The organism is Sodalis glossinidius str. 'morsitans', from assembly GCF_000010085.1.
Lineage (GTDB): Bacteria > Pseudomonadota > Gammaproteobacteria > Enterobacterales > Enterobacteriaceae > Sodalis > Sodalis glossinidius.
The window spans coordinates 2,129,465-2,147,461 of the sequence record NC_007712.1 but is presented as its reverse complement, the minus strand read 5'-3'; the positions used below and the strand labels follow the sequence as shown (position 1 = coordinate 2,147,461).

Genomic DNA, 17,997 nt, shown 5'->3' with positions numbered 1-17,997 from the left:
TCTGTCCAGGGAAATGGCTCTTGGAGAGAGCCGTGCGCTAAAAGTTGGCATTTTTGTAGGCTTTTGATGTCCTACATACCAAAGTATAGAGCGCTCGATCTGTTTTTCCACCGCGGCAACGGCATTCCTTACATATTCCGTCATCAAAGTTTAACTCTGTGATAACAGACACACTTCAGTTACTTAGCCTTTGCACTTAAGGAATTCTTTCCTATCCGCCTGCCGTCACGGTGTCGTTTTGTCAACACAAAGCTGCTGTGCGCGCTCGACAAAAGGCGCAATGCTCATTTTCTGTCCCGGATGGTCGGGATCATCAAGCAATATGACCCCGATGGGTTGAGCGTGAACGTGGCCTTCCTTACGTTGTTGCTCAGCCTTCTCGTTCAGCGGGTATTGCATAAAAGTACTCATATTCAGGGCATATAACGCGTGATCCGGCCGGCACATGAGTTGTACCTCCTCTTTGGTGAACGCCCAGCGCTTACCGTATTGGAACTTGCTCAATGTGATAATTTCCATGGCGCTGGCGTATTGAGCCGCCAACATTGCCAGGACAACAACAACCCATTTTTTGTTCATAATAGACCTGCTAGGGACATGTCGGCCGCAACCGAAAACTTATTGGGTTCGAGCATGGCAAATGCGCTGACCAACAACAGCGCCAGCACGCCAAGAGCGATTTCCGTTAACGTTAACCGGGTCAGTCGTTTAATGGCGAGGGCTTCATCCAGGCGCATCGTGGGGACGATGCGGTAACGATTGGTCAACGCCAGTAGTACCATCGCCGCCACGGCGAGGATCTTGATAAGCAACATACGCGAATACGGCTGTGCCAGCGCGACCGGCCAGTGGCTCAGCACCAGAAAGGTATTGCCGATGCCGGTCAATATTACCAGCGCTACCCACAGATGGCCGCAGCGTGAATACGCCATCAATGCCTTCAGGGCCTCTCCGCGCAGACGGGGATGTGTCAATCCGCGTAGCGACAGCAACAAAGGCCATAACCCGCCGAGCCATCCCGCCACCGCCAAAAAATGCAGCATTTGGTTACCGCGCTGCGCGGCGCCGCGTAATCCGCCATACATCGCGGCGTGTCCTACCAACGCCAGACTGAGCAGCGCCGCCATCGTCAATACCCACAACAGCCTGTAACGCCTGCAAGACAAGCGGGTACCCAGGGAGGCGCAGCAGATAGCCAGTAGTAACAGTAGGTGCCAATACCACACTTGACCAAAGGCGGTATGCAGCACCGCGCTCCAGACATCAGGACGAACAGTATCCGGCCATCCCTGCCCCATCAGACCGGCCTGTAGCGCCAGCAGCGCGCCGCCCGATGCCAGAGCGCCCAGAGCCAACCCCGTCAAAATGCCTCTGAACGCCTGCCTCAGCCGACGCCGCAGCGCCGGCGGCGCCAGACATTCGCTGAACAGTAAAATGCCGCTCAGTTGAATCAACGCGGCAAAATGGATAAAGCGGCAGGCCGCGAACCAGGCCGGCAACGTGGCCATCTATTTGATGCTAAAGGTATAGCTACCCTGGGTTTTATGACCATCGACCGAAACGACATGCCATGCCACCTGGTATTCGCCCGCGGTGAGCGGCTGCGTAAAAGGTACGATGATCTGATCGGCATTCGCCGGATCGGTTTTAATAGGTCCGGTCGGCACTTGCTGGTTATCATTCCGGGTCAAGGTTAAACAACTGAACGCGGGTTCAACCGCTTCGGTAAACGTCAGGGTAAGCGCCTGCGGCGCGTCCGTCATCGTGGCATTGGCGGCGGGATATTGCGTTTTAAGGTGGGCATGGGCCTCAGCCCGCGGCGCGCACAACACCGCCCCGGCAAATAGCGCCAGCGCGTACACCGGCGCGGCAATACGTTGCATTGACATTGGTGGCTTTCCTTAAGTAGAGAAATGTCTAAATAAACGCCACGGCGGCGGGAAACAAGACGGCAGGATCCGCTGCATAGCCATTACCGCCGCAGGCGACAAAGACACATACTCCCGGTCAGGACTGGCTGGCCCGCTTACATGAACGCAAGCAAATGATAGCGGCTGCGGCGGGTGAAGTCGAGGACAACACACTCGCCCTTCCTGCTGCGACGCGCGGGAAGGGGAACGATTACATGGTAGTGTTTACGCTATTATCGCCATTCATTTTCTTCAGATCCTGATCGATAAAGAACAGGCCACTGGCGTCGGTATTGACCAGCGCCAGCTTGTCGAGGATGGATTTGAACATCTTCTCTTCCTCGTGTTGTTCGGCGACATACCATTGCAGGAAGTGGAACGTGGAATAGTCCTGCAGCGTCATCGCCACGTGGGCCAGCTCGTTAATCTTCAGCGTGATCATCTGCTCATGCTCGTAGGCAAGCTTGATAAGCTCGGCCAGAGAGGGAAATCCGACGGGCGGCGCTTCAATAGCGCCTAACAACGGCATAGTGCCGGTATTGTTCAGATAATCGAACAGGCGGCGCATATGATCCATTTCTTCGCTGGACTGCGTCTTGAAAAACTGGCTGGCGCCCTCCAACCCTTTGTCATTACACCAAGCGCTCATTTGTAAATAGAGGTTGGCAGAAAAAAATTCGAGATTTAATTGCTCATTCAGCTTGTTGGTCATTTCTTTTTTTAACATTGACTGGCGTCCTTATGGGATATTCAGGTGATTTATTTTGCTATTATGCCTACATCAAACAGAAAAACAAACCGACTTATTCCGAAAGAAAAAAGGTTATTTAAAGATCTTGCTATTCAATAAGATAGATAATGCTATCAATAACAAAATCAGGAAGTGATAATAATTCTTATTTGTATTCTTAATAAGTGATAATGTCTCGGAATGATTGTCTTGCGCCATCGCCCATGGCGGCAACGAAATAGAAACGATTATTATTTGCCTTCCATTACCGTGACAGCTTGCAAACCGCCGTCGGCTGCATTATTTTGGACGCCGTGCAGGCACTACGGGGGAAAATAACGATGGAGTATAATTTAGCGGCGCTGGACGAGGCGAAGCGCGATAAAATCAACGTTGACCTGGCGGCATCTGCCATTGCGTTTAAAGAACGTTATAACATGCCAGTCGTGGCGGAACAGGTGGAGCGCGAACAGCCTGCCCCGTTACGTGAGTATTTTCGCGCGCGGGTGGCCTTTTACCGGCAAGCGTCACTTAACTTATCTCGCCTGCCCTACGAGCCGCATAAATAATCTGCCACCGCGCGAAGTCCCTCTGCCACAGCGGCAAGAGGGCGCGCCCGTGCGGCACTGCTTCCCCCCTGTAGGCACCTTTACCCGTAGAGGATAGCGCGCACAACGAGCTTCACCCGCGTTGACGGCAATCTTATAGGGATGTCGCGACAGGCGTCTTGACCTGTCAGTCCCGGCGCGGAGGAGGCTACCTGTACACGGGTCTGACGTCCCTGCTTTGTCCCACTTGGCCGGGCTGTGTCGTAATGCTCCCCCAGCGGCGTGGAAATAGCACGATTTGTGTTGCCAACGGCGCACGATCGGCAGTTAATGATCTCAGCATTTCCTGTCTGCCACTGAGAGATCACTATGAGTAAGGAAATGGATCGTAAAAAAGATAGTAAGAAAAAACCGTTAAAAACGCCGGAAGAAAAGCGTAACAAAAAGGCGCCTGCCTATATTGTTTAATGCCTTGCCGCTTCATTTCCTATCAACCCGCCCTCGCAGCGGGTTTTTTATTGCCCCGCAACCGGTCATAATAGGGCATCTTTGCCAGCACAGGACATAGTATGACCTTTCGCGTGATCGATACCGAGACCTGCGGCCTTGACGCCGGGGTGGTGGAAATCGCGTCGCTGGATCTCAGCGATGCGGGCATCAGCAATGTGATGAGCGATCTGGTCAATCCGGGCCGTCCCATCGGGCTGGATGCGATGGCAATTCATCATATCACCGAGGAGATGGTGGCGATAAGCAATGAGGAGACACTGTTATCCAGCCTGAAATTTGGTAAATATCGCGGCCAGACGCTGGCGCAGATAGCGCTTCAGGATCCCGATTATCTACACTGGCTGCTGGCCAATTTGCGCGATTTATCCGCCGATCTGCGCTATAGCCTCAACTTTTATCTTAACGGTGCATAGGGTGCTGAACAAAGCCCCGCGGGGGCAATGAATGCCGGGGTTGAACTCTCCCGGCCGCGGCTAGGCCGTCGCCGGCCGTTGGATCCCGAGCGGTTTCGCCAGCGACAGGATAAAGGTATATTCCATCGACACCCCTTCATAGCCTTTGAAACGGCCGGATTTGCCACCGTGGCCAGAGTCCATATCGGTGCACAACAACAACAGATGATCGTCTGTTTTCAATTCGCGCAACTTGGCGACCCACTTGGCAGGTTCCCAATATTGCACCTGTGAATCGTGCAGGCCGGTGGTCACCAGCAGATGGGGATAGGCCTGCGCGCGCACCTGATCATAGGGGCTGTATTGCAGCATGTAGCGATAGAAGGCTTCATTCTGCGGGTTGCCCCACTCTTCATACTCGCCGGTGGTCAGTGGAATGGATTCATCCAGCATGGTCGTCACGACATCCACGAAAGGAACTTTTGCTACAACCCCTTTGAACAAGTCTGGCGCCAGATTAATGACCGCGCCCATTAGCAGCCCGCCAGCGCTGCCGCCCATGGCGAAGCTCTGCGTGGCATCGCCATATCCCTGACGCAACAGCTCGCGGCTAATATCGATGAAGTCGTTAAACGAATTCATCTTGTTAAATAATTTGCCGTCCTCGTACCATTCCTGTCCCAGCTCGCCGCCGCCGCGAATATGCGTCAGGGCATAGACAAAACCGCGATCGAGCAAGCTGAGCCGGCTGGCGCTAAAATCTGGATCCATACTACTACCGTAGGAGCCATAGCCGTAAACCAGCAGCGGATTCTCGCCGGGTTTGAACAAATCCTTGCGATAAACCAGCGATACCGGCACCTCTATCCCATCGCGGGCGGTGATCCAAAGACGCTCGCTGCGGTAGTTTTCCGCCTGAAAGTTTTTCACCTGCGCCTGCTTGAGCAGCTTACGCTCGCCGGTATCCAGATTCATCTCGAATAATGTCGTCGGCGTGGTCATGGAGGAATAACCGTAACGCATCTGCACGCTTTCCGGATCAGGGTTATAGGCCAGCCAGGTCACGTAGGTAGGATCGTCGAAGGCGATACCCTTTTCTTCACCGGTCGACCAGCTTATTTGCCGCAGGCTAGTCAGCCCCATATGGCGCTCCTCCAGCACCAGCCAGTCGCGAAACAGCGTGAAACTCTCCAGCACCACGTCCTTGCGCGCTGGGATCACCGTTTGCCAAAGTTTTTCATCACCCGTCTCGCCGCGATAGAGCGCAAAATTCTTACCGTCGCGATTGGAGCGGATGTAGAAGTGGCCGTGATAATGGTCCAAGGAATATTCGTGGTCATGACGCCGTGGCAAAAAGGGCTGCGGCGTCGCCTGCGGATCGTCGGCATCCAGCAGCAGGATTTCCCCGGAAGTCGTGCTGCCGAGAGCGATGAGGATATAGCGCTCGGAGGTGGTCTTGTGCACGCTGACATAAAAAGTGTCGTCATGCTCTTCATAAATAAGCTCGTCCTGCGTGGTCGGCGTGCCCACCACATGGCGCCACACCTGATAGGGCAGTAGAGTCTTTTTATGTTTATGAACGTAATACAGCACCTGGGAATCATTGGCCCATTCAAAGCTGGACGATGCGTGTTCAATCACTTCTGGAAACCAGGAATCGCGCGCCAGATCCTTAAAGCGCAGCCCGTAAAGGCGCCGGGATAAGAAATCTTCCGCCACGGCCATGATGCGATTATCGGGGCTGATTTCCAGCGCCCCCATGGTATAAAATTCGCTCTGGGCGGCGCGCTGGTTGCCATCGAGTAGCACTTCCCACGCGTCTTTCGGGCTCGTCGCCTCCGTCTGACGGGTGTAAACGGCATACTCATTGCCCTCTTCATAGCGGCTCTGATAACGATACCCCCGTCGCACGTAAGGCACCGACCGATCCTGCTGAGGAATGCGCTCCACCATTTCCGTGAACAATTGATGCCGCAAGGCTTCATGCCCGGCCATCATCATTTCGCCGTAGGTATTTTCCCGCTTGAGATAATCCAGCACCGCCGGATCCTCACGCTTATCATCGCGCAGCCAGTAATAGTCATCCACACGACTATCGCCGTGTAGCGTTAATGTATAGGGTCGTTTTTCTGCCTTGGCTGGCAATGTCATACGGCAATTCCTTATTCTCTCTAAGAAATATAGTGGCACGAATATTCTGCTATGCCAAGCGCAAGCGGGAGCCTGAGGCGCAGCGCCGCTGCGCTTGTCGCGGCCGAGCCTGCGCCCTGCGAGCCTGTGCACGGTCAATGCAGTAGAGACAACGAAAGGTAAAGAAAGCCTGATCTGTGCAAACGTGGCGGTGTCAGCAACGGCGCCCGCAGAGGGGCGCCGGTGAAGATTAGCGATTTAATCGGTAGGTGATTTCGCCTTTGGTGCAATCCAGCGTCACGGCAAAATTCAAGTCCTGCGCATTACCGCGCACTTTCAGCGGCTCCTGCCAGACATCGCCAACGCCGGTCACCTCTTCCGGATTAACCCAAGCGTTGATATTGTTGCCGCCTGTTGGTCCTGTTCAGATCGCTGAATTTCGTTTATACTGCGCGCAAATTTTATTACCGCGGATTGACGAGATGATCACCATCGGAACAGCACTTCGTCCGGCAGCAACGCGCGTGATGTTGCTCGGCGCCGGCGAACTGGGTAAAGAAGTCGCTATTGAATGTCAGCGTTTGGGGATAGAGGTGATTGCCGTAGGCCACTATGCCGACGCCCCGGCGATGCACATCGCGCATCGCCATCACGTGATCAATATGTTGGATGGCGCAGCGCTTCGCGCCGTGATCGAACATGAGCGCCCGCACTTTATCGTGCCGGAAATCGAGGCCATTGCCACCGACATGCTGGTCACCCTCGAACAAGAAGGGCACCACGTGGTACCCTGCGCTAACGCGACACGGTTGACTATGAATCGGGAAGGTATTCGCCGGCTGGCGGCGGAAACGCTCTCTCTTCCCACCTCGCGCTACCGCTTTGCCGCCGATCGGGCGGAACTTGATAAAGCGGTCGAGGCCATCGGTTATCCCTTCATTATCAAACCCGTCATGAGCTCTTCCGGCAAAGGGCAAAGCCTGGTGCGGGACGCAGCACAGTTGGATGCCGCCTGGCAATATGCCCAACTCGGTGGTCGGGCCGGCGGTGGCAAGGTTATCGTCGAAGGGCTGGTGGCGTTTGATTTTGAAATCACCCTCTTGACCATCAACGCCGTAGACGGCATCCATTTCTGCGCGCCCATCGGTCATCGGCAAGAAGACGGCGACTACCGCGAGTCCTGGCAGCCGCAACACATGAGCGCGCTGGCGCGCCAGCGTGCGCAGACCATTGCCGCTGACGTCGTCACTGCTTTGGGCGGAAAAGGTTTATTCGGCGTCGAACTGTTTATCTGTGGCGACGATGTTATCTTCAGCGAAGTTTCCCCCCGCCCTCATGACACCGGCATGGTGACGCTGATTTCGCAGGACTTGTCGGAATTTGCCCTGCATGTGCGCGCTTTTCTCGGACTGCCGATCGGCACTATCCGTCAATATGGTCCGGCGGCCTCGGCGGTGATTTTGCCGGAGCTGCAGAGCGATAACGTCAGCTTTAGCGGCCTGGAGAACGCGCTGGCAGCCGGGCAACAGATTCGTCTGTTCGGTAAACCCGACCTTAGCGGCAAACGCCGTCTCGGCGTGGCGCTCGCCGTGGCGGCGACGGTGGAAGAGGCGGTGACGGTGGCGAAAGATGCGGCTGCCGCGGTGCGGGTCACCGGTTAAGCCGTTTTGCGTCCCCGGTTCTTTGGCCGGGGAAAGCATCAGTGGGCGCTGATTTACCTGTCGGCCCCGCACAGAAACCCCAGCAAACCCATCACACCTGCGCACAGACTACACAGCAGCAGCAGCCAATACCAGCTCCCGGCAAGGTCATGCAGATCGCCCATCAGCATCGGGCCAAACGCAGCCAGCAGATAACCCATACATTGCGCCATACCCGACAGTGCCGCTGCCTGGTGCGATTCCGCGGCGCGCAGACTGATGAATGCCAGCCCCAAAATCATTGCCGCCCCAGTGCCGACGCCCGACAACACGGTCCAGACCACGACCCATACGGGCCACAGAGCCAGCCCCGCGAGCGACACCAGCGTAACAAGGCCGGTGGCGCAAGCAAGCGCTGGTCCTTCATCCGTGCTATCACCGGCGCCAGCAGGATATCCAGCACGGCGGTGGCGAGCTGCATCAGACCGTGTAACGATCCCGCATAAGCGGAATTATACCCCGCTGCGGTTATCATGGCCGGCAGCCAGCCAACGGCGATATAGTAAATAAAGGAGTTCAGGCCGAGAAACAGCGTGACCTGCCAGGCCAGAGGCTTCCCCGGCGCAGGCCGCGGTCATACCGGCAATACGCTTCGGAAAATCACGCTTCAATAAACTCGGTAGCAATACATTGCCCACCTCTATGCCGGCACTGAGCACGAAGGTACCCAAATACACACAGGCTAACTAGTCCACGGCGCGCAGCAGCGCACCGACAATCATCACCGCCAACGCGCCAAATAACGCCCGCTCGATACCCTGCCAGCGCGCAAGCCGGGCCGCGAAGGCAAGCAGCGGTAACGTGGTCAACGCACCCGCTGCCGCAGTGCTAAGAGCAAAGCTATCCCGAATGTGGGTCACAATGGGCGCCACGCTGATTATGGGCGTGCGCAGGCAGGCCGCTATCAATAAAATGCCGACGACCAGTAAGTAAAAAACGCCCGGTCACCCAGATCTGAAAACCGGGGGATGTATTAGCCAAAAACGTGACTCCTGCTGTCATGAATGCCCGTCTACTTTACCGGCTTGCGCGGTGAAAAAATTGAGATAAAATGACGGAAAATTGTGATAAATGGCCATGCTGCCGGCACCTTTAACCCATTATGAACCCGATCGGGATCGCAATCTGGCGACGGCGATGCGTCTGAATGTCGTTCAGAGCGCGATGGAGACCCCTTTTTATCAGCATCGCAAAGGGCAATTAATCATGGCACTGCATGGCGGTATCACCTGCGAACTCACCGATGCGCTCTTGATGGTACCGCCCCATTGCGCAGTGTGGATCCCGGCTGATACGCCGCACAGTAATCACGCTACCGTCAATGCCCGCTTTTGCTTCGTGTTCGTGGAGCCCATCTTTCCGGGGTTACTGGCGCGAAGCTGTACGTTGTTTATTTCACCGCTGCTGCAACAGCTGATATTGCATCTGGCCGAGCTGCCGGGGGATTATGCGCTCGATTTACCGACCGGACGCCTTGCCGTGGTGATGCTGGAACAATTGGCCAACATGCCGGAGGAGAACCTCTCATTGCCCTTTTCTTCCCATCCGCGCATTCGACGCATCACCGATACATTAAACCATTCACCCGCCGAGCGCCGCACGCTTCCCGCATGGGCTAGTCTGGTCGGCATGAATGAGCGATCGCTGGCCAGGCTGTTTATCAAAGAAACCGGCATGACTTTTGGCTGCCGGCGACAGCGATTACAGCTAATTATCTCCATCCGGGAACTGGCGTGCAGCGGGTGGCGGAAAATCTGGGCTATGACTCTCCCTCGGCCTTTATCACCATGTTCAAAAAAGCGTTGGGGAAACCGCCCCGGCAGTATTTTGCCGACGATCGGCAGCACGACACGGCGGCTTCCCGGCGGCGGCGGTTAAACGCTGCACGTTTGAAAGGCACGTTTATCGACATGGGCGCAGACGGGTAGGTCAGGCGCCATCGTGGACCGGTTCGCTACGGCGCAATGAGGATGGCGCTCAGGCTAAAGCACCGACCGTGACGGCGATGCTGTGCTCACGGGCAAAGCATTCGCCTGAGCAACCCCGGGCGGTGGTGAGGGGGAAAACGTTAGTCGCTGCGGGAGTGGCCCTCTGTCCCTGGCCGCCGAGGTGACGGCGCAAAGGTGCGACCGATCCTGCGGGCAAAAAAAACCGCGCCAGGAACGGCGCGGATTTAACCGCCGTGCTACTTGCCGAACAGGCGCCGCCGGCGTGATGAACAGGAGTGGTTATGCTTTAGCGCCGGCAACGGCATCTTTGGCCAATTGGGTGATGCGGGCATAATCGCCCTGTTCCAGCGCCTCATTCGGTACCAGCCAGGAACCACCGATGCACAGCACGCTCTTCAGCGCCAGATAATCACGGTAGTTGGCCGGCGAAATGCCGCCGGTCGGGCAAAAACGCACCTGGGAGAACGGACCGGCGATCGCCTGGAGGGCTTTCACACCACCGTTGGCTTCTGCTGGGAAAAATTTGAACTCGCACAGACCATAATCCATACCCAGCATCAATTCGGATACGGTGCTAATGCCGGCAATTAACAGAATCGAGCCAGCTGTGGCGGTTTTTAATAACGGCTCAATCAGGCCAGGGCTGATGGCAAACTGCGCCCCGGCGGCTGTCACCTCGGCGAGCTGTTCCGCGTTCGTCACCCTGCCGCGCGCGTGGGCACACGGCTGAAAAATCGGGGCGCGGAACCTGTCCTGACGACGGTTTGATGCCGTCGGTTACTCGAACTCGTTCCACGAGCGTCCATCGCGGGTAATCATCGCGACGGAGGCAACCGGCCCCCAGGTACCGGCCTGATAAGGTTTGGGCACGTCATTATCTGCCTCCCAGGCTTCCATGATCGAATCGACCCATTTCCAGGCCTCTTCCACTTCGTCACGGCGGACAAACAGCGCCTGAATACCGCTCATGGTTTCCAGCAGCAGCCGTTCATAAGCGTCGGCCAAATGTTCCTGATTAAAGGTTTCAGTGAAGCTCAGATCCAGTTTGGTGGTCTGCAGGCGATGTTTATGATCCAATCCCGGCACCTTATTCAGGATCTGGATATCCATCCCCTCGTCCGGCTGCAGACGAATGGTCAATTTGTTCTGGGGCAATTGCTGGTAGGAATCCCGGAACAGGTTAAGCGCCGGATTTTTGAAATAGACCACGACTTCAGAACATTTGGTCGGCAGGCGTTTGCCGGTACGCAGATAAAACGGCACTCCCGCCCAACGCCAGTTGTCGATATCGACGCGGATGGAAACGAAGGTTTCAGTGCGGCTATTTTTATTGGCGCCCTCTTCTTCCAAATAACCGGGCACCTTTTTCCCCTGCACGAAACCGCCGGTGTATTGACCGCGCACCGTGGTATCACGCACATTGCTGTGATCGATGGGGCGCAGCGAGCGCAACACTTTGACTTTCTCATCGCGGATACGATCGGTGGTCAAATCCGAAGGCGGCGACATGGATATCATGGTCAGGATCTGCAACAGGTGGCTTTGAATCATGTCGCGCATCTGACCGGCTTTGTCAAAATAGCCCCAGCGACCTTCGATGCCGACTTCCTCGGCCACCGTAATCTGCACATGATCGATGGTGCGATTATCCCAATTGGAGGCGAACAGTGAATTGGCAAAACGCAGCGCCAGCAGGTTCAATACTGTCTCTTTGCCGAGATAATGGTCAATACGGTAGACCTGGCTTTCATTGAAATACTCCGCAACCTGATCATTTATCACCTGCGAAGACGCCAAGTCGGTACCCAGCGGTTTTTCCATGACAACGCGGCTCGGCTCACTGTTCAATTTCGCTTCACCCAGGCCCTTGCAGATAGCGCCGAAGGTGTTGGGTGGCATAGCGAAGTAGTTCACCGTTACCCGGGCCTGCTGGTCCAGTTTTTCACCCAGCCGGCTGAAATGCTTGGTCTCATCCACATCCAAATTACAGAAATCCAGCCGTACGCTCAGCGTTTTCCATAATTTGTCGTCGATGGGTTCCTTCATAAAGGTTTCCAGCGCTTCACGCACGACTTTGGTATACTCCTTGACGTCCCAGTCCGCGCGCCCGACGCCAATAATGCGGGTTTCCGAATGAAGCGAACCTGCCTTTTCCAGCTGATACAACGAGGGCAACAACTTACGCCGTGCCAGATCGCCTTTCGCGCCAAAAATGACCAGATCACAGGCCTGGGCTATAGAGGTTACTGCCATGTTCTTCTCCTCGTACAGGATTTGTAATTTTATTACATCGTTAGAGTATTTTTTTGACATCGACTGGTAAAACGTCAAAAATAATGCATTCCGCTCCTATTTTTTGGCAATTATACGTCTTTGTTTTCAAAAATATAATTAATTAACAACATTGTGGTTGCCTTACCGCTTTGAAAGTTAGACACAGGTCATACTCTGGCAAAAAACACGCAGGCCCTCCCGGTTTCGCTGCCTTTGACTACCAGCTCGTAGTATATTTCATTAAATCGGTAATGATTTCTCCTTTGTGTGAAATCGGCAAAATCCATGAGCTATTCACTTATGAACATGCTGGAAAAGATCAATACTCATCTGGAGTTACTGAGTAAATCCGAACGTAAGGTCGCGGAAGTCATCTTGCTCTCCCCTCAAACCGCTATCCATTCCAGCATCGCCATCCTGGCCCGTACGGCCGACGTTAGCGAACCAACTGTCAACCGTTTTTGCCGCCGTTTAGGAAGCAAAGGCTATCCTGATTTTAAATTGCATCTCGCCCAAAGTCTGGCGAATTGGACGCTGTATGTAAACCGCAATGTGGATGAAGACGATAGCGTAGATTCCTATACTCATAAAATCTTCGAGTCCGCGATGGCGAGTCTGGAGCAGGTTAAAAACAGTCTCGATATTGCCGCGGTCAATCGGGCAGTTGACCTTCTGACCCAGGCCAAAAAAATTTCCTTTTTTGGCCTTGGCGCTTCGGCGGCGGTGGCGCATGATGCGATGAATAAATTTTTCCGTTTCAATATCCCGGTGGTTTACTCAGAGGATATTGTACTACAACGCATGAGCTGCATGAATTCCAGCGAAGGTGATGTCGTGGTGCTGATTTCTCATACCGGGCGCACCAAAATTCTGGTAGAACTCTCGGCGCTGGTGCGGGAGAATGATGCGACGGTTATCGCCATCACCTCGCCACGCTCGCCGCTGGCGCTTGAGGCCTCTTTGACTCTGGAGCTGGATGTGCCTAAGGACACGAATATGTTCATGCCGATGACATCACGTCTGGCACAATTGACCGTGATCGATGTCCTGGCAACCGGTTTTACGCTGCGGCGCGGCGCAAAATTCCGGGATAACTTGAAGCGGGTCAAGGACGCCCTGAAAGAATCGCGCTTTGATAAAACGGAATTAGGACTTTAACGAAGGCATCCAGGAAACCTTCGTGCCCTCTGCGACGGCCGGGCTGCCGCAGAGGGCTTTTACCAGCAGGGATTACCCGGCGCGGGGACCGGTCAAACGTCTGGCACCCCTCCGGAGCAGTCTTTTTGTTGTAACAACACCATTGCCCAAGTCAACGGAGTTATCCATGTCCAGACGGCTAAGAAGAACCAAAATTGTCACAACCCTCGGCCCCGCCACCGATCGCAATAATAATCTCGAAAAAGTGATCGCCGCCGGCGCCAACGTCGTACGCCTGAACTTTTCACACGGCAGCGCAAAAGATCATCTTTTGCGAGCGCAGAAAGTGCGCGAAATCTCGGCCCGACTCGGCCGGCACGTGGCGATACTCGGCGATTTGCAAGGGCCTAAAATCCGCGTTTCGACGTTCCGTGAAGGGAAAATTTTTTTGAACATCGGCGACAAATTCCTGCTGGATGCCTCACTTGGCCGCGGCGAGGGCGACCGCGAGCGGGTGGGCATTGATTATAAGGGCTTGCCCGACGATGTGGTGCCCGGCGATATTCTGCTGCTCGATGATGGCCGCGTGCAGCTCAAAATACTCGAAGTCCAGGGTATTCGGGTTTACACCGAGGTGACGGTAGGCGGTCCGCTGTCCAATAACAAGGGCATCAACAAGCTTGGCGGCGGTTTGTCCGCCGAAACGCTGACCGAAAAAGACAAAGCCGACATCATTACCGCCGCGCGAATTGGCGTTGATTACCTGGCGGTGTCCTTTCCCCGCACCGGCGAGGATTTGAACTATGCCCGCCGTCTGGCTCGTGACGCGGGCAGCTATGCCAAAATTGTCTCGAAGGTGGAGCGCGCCGAAGCCGTGGCGACCGAGGAAGCGATGGACGATATCATCCTCGCCTCGGATGTGGTGATGGTCGCCCGCGGCGATTTAGGGGTTGAAATTGGCGATCCGGAACTGGTGGGTATTCAAAAAAAATTGATCCGCCGCGCCCGTACGCTTAATCGCGCCGTCATCACCGCCACGCAGATGATGGAGTCGATGATAACCAATCCGATGCCGACGCGCGCGGAAGTCATGGACGTCGCCAACGCGGTGCTCGACGGCACCGATGCGGTCATGCTCTCGGCCGAGACCGCCGCAGGGCAGTATCCCGCCGAAACGGTGGCCGCAATGGCCAGCGTCTGCCTCGGCGCGGAAAAGATCCCCAGCATCAATGTGTCCAAACATCGGCTGGATGTGCAATTCGATAACATCGAAGAGGCCATCGCCATGTCGGCGATGTACGCCGCCAACCACCTGAAAGGCATCACCGCCATTATCTCAATGACAGAATCGGGCCGCACCGCGCTTATGATGTCGCGTATCAGCTCGGGTCTGCCGATTTTTGCCCTCTCGCGCCACGAACATACCCTGAATCTGACCGCGCTTTATCGCGGCGTGACGCCGGTCTACTTTGACGGCGACGGTGAAGGCGTGGCGGCGACGACCCACGCCACCAACTTGCTGCGCGATAAAGGCTTTCTGGTGTCGGGAGACACGGTCATTATCACCCAGGGCGATGTCATGGACATGGTCGGGACCACCAACACCAGCCGCATCCTGCGCGTGGAATAATCGCCCGACAAACGCATCACGGGCCGCATCGGGCGGCCGTGATGTCCATCGCGGTGGGTTGTACGCGCATCGCGCGCAGCGCTGATAGACGCCGCAAATAGTCATTATCGCGTCGGCAGCGTTTCATCGCCCGCTTTGCCATTGCCTGATACTGGATTTCCAGCACCGCTTCCAACTCCTCGGTGGCAAAGGATGGCGCGCAGGTAAGCCGCTGACGTTGTGCAATGACCATTTGGTCGGCATCAATAAAGTATATTCGCCCATCTCTGTCCACCAATATGTTGCCTATCACGTCGGCGTCATGCATAAATAATCCGCGCGCATCGAGCTGCATCAATGCTTTGGTGCGCAGCCGATACACTTCCTCGTCGTCAAACAGATCTTCTAACGTACTGCCCACGATATATTTCGTGACAAACACATCCACCGAATCGCCGTGTTTATTGGTCATCACTCCGGCGCGGGCAAAATCAGGCTCATCATTGGCCCTATTGAGGTAATATTGGGTGCGTACGGGATGGGCATTTGGCAGCGCCGCAAAATCGATCCAGACCTTATCTTTATTACAGGGAATTTTCACCACAAACGCGCCAATTTTAAAGGCCGACCCATAGCATCCCCGCCCAATCTCCTTCCCTTTGGCGATGACGTGTTGATTAATGGATTTGCCCATGATTTGTCCCAAAAAGCGGTCAATAGAGGCGATGTGATTGCGGTGGCCCGCTGTTGTTTATAGTCTTCATAATGGCGTAAAAACGATCTCGCATAGTGTTCGTGGTGAGGCTTACTCTCGCTCCGGGCAGCGCGCAAGATAATTTCGCCGTTATTTTCGTTAAAAAGCTTTTCTTTCAGAAAATCGATTTCTTGCTGATTAAGCATCGTCCGAGTAATAGATTTCCCGGCATAGATGAGTGTTAAGATATAAACATAATAGCCATTATTTTTCCACGCAATACGGTAATGCCGTCTATGCTCTGCCCTACTGTGATCCATCATTTTCATAAGACAAAAGAGCGGGCGCCAGTGACTTTCTATGGTCTCATCCCATAAAGATTTAGGATTATCATAACAAAGCAATTGATGAATGTGTTTATAATCTTCTATTTTACTTTTTCCAGAAAAGATACGCCTGCAAAAAATCGATGAATTTTGCCCGGGCGCTGAAAAAACAGTGACTATCGTCCGCCATCATTAAATCATCAATACGTTCACGCGATATCCTGACCGTATTTCCACGGGTAGCCAGCGTGATATCGATCCTCCCATAACACCTTTCCAGTTGCGCCACTGCGCTTAATCGCCATTAACACGGCGGCGTGAAATGCTGAAAGCGTCAGCCGGTATCCCCGCCTGACGGGCGGCGCCCTATCCTATGCCAGCGGAAACAGGCCTCAGCCTGGCGGCTTACACCCACCGATGAATAAACGTGCTGGTACAGTCTACGATATTGATCTTAAGGTACAGCGATAATAACGGTAAAAGAGTAAATAAATTAACTAGATAATAATTATAAGTACCATTTACTTTTATCAGCCAAGACATAAATGAATCAACAACAAAATTAAGGTTGTTTTTGACATCCAGCGTTATTTCCCTTCAACATTTTTTTCGTTTACCGCGTTAAGGAAATTATAATGCGTCAATACCTGATTATTCCCCTATGCCTGCTATTATCGGCATGCTCCCCAAAAAAATATCCGGTGGCCATAGATGCGATTAGCGCCACCAAAGCGCAGCATATTATTAATGATGTGCAAACACATGAACAGGAAAGCCGTGGGGAATTAATTGAGTTGGTATCACAATCTTTCCTCAGCACTCCCTATCAGGCCAATATCTTAATTGGTTCAGCCACCGAGCCCGAAAAGCTGGTGGTGGATTTCAACGGCGTTGACTGCTTTACCATGCTAGATTACGTACACGCGCTGAGCCAATCGTCCAACAAGGCGGATTTTCTCGGTCAATTGGTAAAAACCCGCTACAAGAATGGTAAGGTATCTTTTGTAAACCGCAAGCATTTCTTCACAGATTGGTTTGCAAGCCAGTCGCGAAATGCGCGGGACGTCACCACCGAAATCAGTCCCAACTCCAAGATAATCCACAAGCAACTGAACCTGAAAGCGGACGGCGGGCGGTTCATTCCCGCCATCGGCGTATTTGAGCGCGATATCACCTACATTCCCGCACAAGCGTTGGACCAGAATGCGCTTGCTGCTATCCACACAGGCGACTATATCGGCATTTATTCCAAACTTGACGGGCTTGATGTTTCCCATGTGGGCATTGCCATCCGCAAAGGGGATCAGCTCTATTACCGAAATGCCTCATCTTTGCAGCGCAACCATAAAGTGGTAGATATCCCATTTATAGATTACATGCGTAACAAACCCGGGATCGTGGTATTGCGCGCCTTATAAAATCTGACGCGCTTTCCCGGGTGGGCAGCGCCGGCCCCGCGCCCTGGTCTCATCACGGGTCACGGGGGAAGTAAGCCGGCGACTCCCCGTGCCCTTTGCCCCCTTTTCTACAGCGGATCTCACGCCCTTACACGCCTCTTGCTATACCTTTGCATCTTGCAGAAACTTCAACCCTTTTTAAACCGCCCCGGATAATTCCGCCTCCTTCCCCGCACACCCCTTATTATTGCTGTTGAATAAGGGATTATTGCCTACGTTTACAGACGCCGCAGCAGGGGTATCACGGGCCGTACCGCCCTGCCCACGACTGAATTACGCATACACCCCTGCGGTGCGTTATATTCGGCGCGCAAGGCGCAGGCCTGCGCCTGCCCGAAGTAAACCGGAACTCAACGATCCCATAATTGATAATGAATCTCATTAGCATTCACAATAAAATCATCGTTCGCAACCGCATGGCAATTTGGAATAAAAGATGGAAATAGTTAGAAAAAACAGTCTTAAAGAAATCAACGGTACTATCTCCATCCCGACGGGAAAAGGCGGAGTTTTTAGGAAACTGTTTGTTTTTTCAGGGCCCGGCGCATTGATCGCGGTAGGCTATATGGATCCCGGTAACTGGATTACCTCTATTCAGGGGCGCGCGCTCTATAGCTACATTCTGCTGTAG

Annotated in this window: 17 protein-coding genes and 2 pseudogenes; 8 read left to right on the top strand and 11 right to left on the bottom strand. The window is 54.1% G+C overall.

Annotated elements, in window-relative coordinates; genetic code table 11:
• Positions 1-225 precede the first annotated feature (225 nt).
• The 4 genes from SGP1_RS11345 to ftnA form a co-directional block, all read right to left on the bottom strand.
• Positions 226-579 carry a YebY family protein gene (locus SGP1_RS11345; RefSeq protein WP_011411107.1) on the bottom strand — a complete coding sequence of 118 codons (354 nt, stop codon included), beginning with the start codon at positions 577-579 and terminating at the stop codon, positions 226-228.
• Positions 576-1,508, bottom strand: a complete 933-nt coding sequence (gene copD / locus SGP1_RS11340; RefSeq protein ID WP_011411106.1) for a copper homeostasis membrane protein CopD — start codon at positions 1,506-1,508, stop codon at positions 576-578. Before copD ends, SGP1_RS11345 begins: the two co-directional genes overlap by 4 nt.
• Entirely contained in the window at positions 1,509-1,889 is a 381-nt protein-coding gene (gene yobA, locus SGP1_RS11335) for a CopC domain-containing protein YobA (protein ID WP_011411105.1), read from the bottom strand.
• A gap of 232 nt (positions 1,890-2,121) precedes the next feature.
• Entirely contained in the window at positions 2,122-2,637 is a 516-nt protein-coding gene (ftnA, locus tag SGP1_RS11330; RefSeq protein ID WP_011411104.1) for a non-heme ferritin, read from the bottom strand.
• A 344-nt stretch (positions 2,638-2,981) separates the two neighbouring features.
• On the opposite strand from ftnA, the gene SGP1_RS11325 reads away from it, so the two are divergent.
• Complete coding sequence (locus SGP1_RS11325) at positions 2,982-3,209, top strand: DNA polymerase III subunit theta (RefSeq protein ID WP_011411103.1); 228 nt, start codon at positions 2,982-2,984, stop codon at positions 3,207-3,209.
• A 548-nt stretch (positions 3,210-3,757) separates the two neighbouring features.
• A complete protein-coding gene (locus tag SGP1_RS11320; protein WP_041866921.1) occupies positions 3,758-4,111 on the top strand; it encodes a hypothetical protein in 354 nt (117 codons plus the stop codon).
• Positions 4,112-4,171: 60 nt separating this feature from the next.
• On the opposite strand, the gene SGP1_RS11315 is transcribed toward SGP1_RS11320, so the two are convergent.
• Complete coding sequence (locus SGP1_RS11315) at positions 4,172-6,241, bottom strand: S9 family peptidase (protein WP_011411102.1); 2,070 nt, start codon at positions 6,239-6,241, stop codon at positions 4,172-4,174.
• A 229-nt stretch (positions 6,242-6,470) separates the two neighbouring features.
• Entirely contained in the window at positions 6,471-6,593 is a 123-nt protein-coding gene (locus SGP1_RS27340; protein WP_158302378.1) for a YebF family protein, read from the bottom strand.
• Positions 6,594-6,702: 109 nt separating this feature from the next.
• Between SGP1_RS27340 and purT the strand changes: the two genes are divergently transcribed.
• Positions 6,703-7,881: a formate-dependent phosphoribosylglycinamide formyltransferase gene (gene purT, locus SGP1_RS11310; RefSeq protein ID WP_011411101.1), complete on the top strand. Its 1,179-nt coding sequence runs from the start codon at positions 6,703-6,705 to the stop codon at positions 7,879-7,881.
• A gap of 53 nt (positions 7,882-7,934) precedes the next feature.
• Here the strand turns inward: purT and SGP1_RS11305 are convergent.
• Positions 7,935-8,846 (bottom strand): annotated as a pseudogene (locus tag SGP1_RS11305) (MFS transporter).
• An 807-nt stretch (positions 8,847-9,653) separates the two neighbouring features.
• On the opposite strand from SGP1_RS11305, the gene SGP1_RS33350 reads away from it, so the two are divergent.
• Positions 9,654-9,848 (top strand): helix-turn-helix domain-containing protein, encoded by a 195-nt coding sequence (locus tag SGP1_RS33350; protein ID WP_341532806.1) that lies wholly within the window; start codon positions 9,654-9,656, stop codon positions 9,846-9,848.
• A gap of 300 nt (positions 9,849-10,148) precedes the next feature.
• On the opposite strand, the pseudogene eda reads toward SGP1_RS33350, so the two are convergent.
• Positions 10,149-10,577, bottom strand: a pseudogene (eda, locus tag SGP1_RS11295) (bifunctional 4-hydroxy-2-oxoglutarate aldolase/2-dehydro-3-deoxy-phosphogluconate aldolase); the annotation flags it as partial.
• Positions 10,578-10,646: 69 nt separating this feature from the next.
• Complete coding sequence (gene zwf / locus SGP1_RS11290; protein ID WP_011411099.1) at positions 10,647-12,122, bottom strand: glucose-6-phosphate dehydrogenase; 1,476 nt, start codon at positions 12,120-12,122, stop codon at positions 10,647-10,649.
• Positions 12,123-12,443: 321 nt separating this feature from the next.
• On the opposite strand from zwf, the gene SGP1_RS11285 reads away from it, so the two are divergent.
• Together SGP1_RS11285 and pyk are read left to right on the top strand one after the other, a co-directional pair.
• On the top strand, positions 12,444-13,301 hold the full coding sequence (locus SGP1_RS11285; RefSeq protein WP_011411098.1) for a MurR/RpiR family transcriptional regulator: 858 nt from the start codon (positions 12,444-12,446) through the stop codon (positions 13,299-13,301).
• A 166-nt stretch (positions 13,302-13,467) separates the two neighbouring features.
• Positions 13,468-14,910 carry a pyruvate kinase gene (gene pyk, locus SGP1_RS11280; RefSeq protein WP_011411097.1) on the top strand — a complete coding sequence of 481 codons (1,443 nt, stop codon included), beginning with the start codon at positions 13,468-13,470 and terminating at the stop codon, positions 14,908-14,910.
• Between the two features lie 16 nt (positions 14,911-14,926).
• Here the strand turns inward: pyk and SGP1_RS11275 are convergent, their stop codons facing one another.
• Both SGP1_RS11275 and SGP1_RS29660 read right to left on the bottom strand, forming a co-directional pair.
• A complete protein-coding gene (locus SGP1_RS11275) occupies positions 14,927-15,490 on the bottom strand; it encodes a hypothetical protein (protein WP_148203474.1) in 564 nt (187 codons plus the stop codon).
• Positions 15,487-15,912 carry a hypothetical protein gene (locus tag SGP1_RS29660; RefSeq protein WP_148203473.1) on the bottom strand — a complete coding sequence of 142 codons (426 nt, stop codon included), beginning with the start codon at positions 15,910-15,912 and terminating at the stop codon, positions 15,487-15,489. Before SGP1_RS29660 ends, SGP1_RS11275 begins: the two co-directional genes overlap by 4 nt.
• A 632-nt stretch (positions 15,913-16,544) precedes the next feature.
• Between SGP1_RS29660 and SGP1_RS11265 the strand changes: the two genes are divergently transcribed.
• Both SGP1_RS11265 and SGP1_RS33345 read left to right on the top strand, forming a co-directional pair.
• Positions 16,545-17,327 (top strand): DUF1460 domain-containing protein, encoded by a 783-nt coding sequence (locus SGP1_RS11265; RefSeq protein WP_011411095.1) that lies wholly within the window; start codon positions 16,545-16,547, stop codon positions 17,325-17,327.
• A 475-nt stretch (positions 17,328-17,802) separates the two neighbouring features.
• On the top strand, positions 17,803-17,997 hold the full coding sequence (locus SGP1_RS33345) for a hypothetical protein (protein WP_243465983.1): 195 nt from the start codon (positions 17,803-17,805) through the stop codon (positions 17,995-17,997).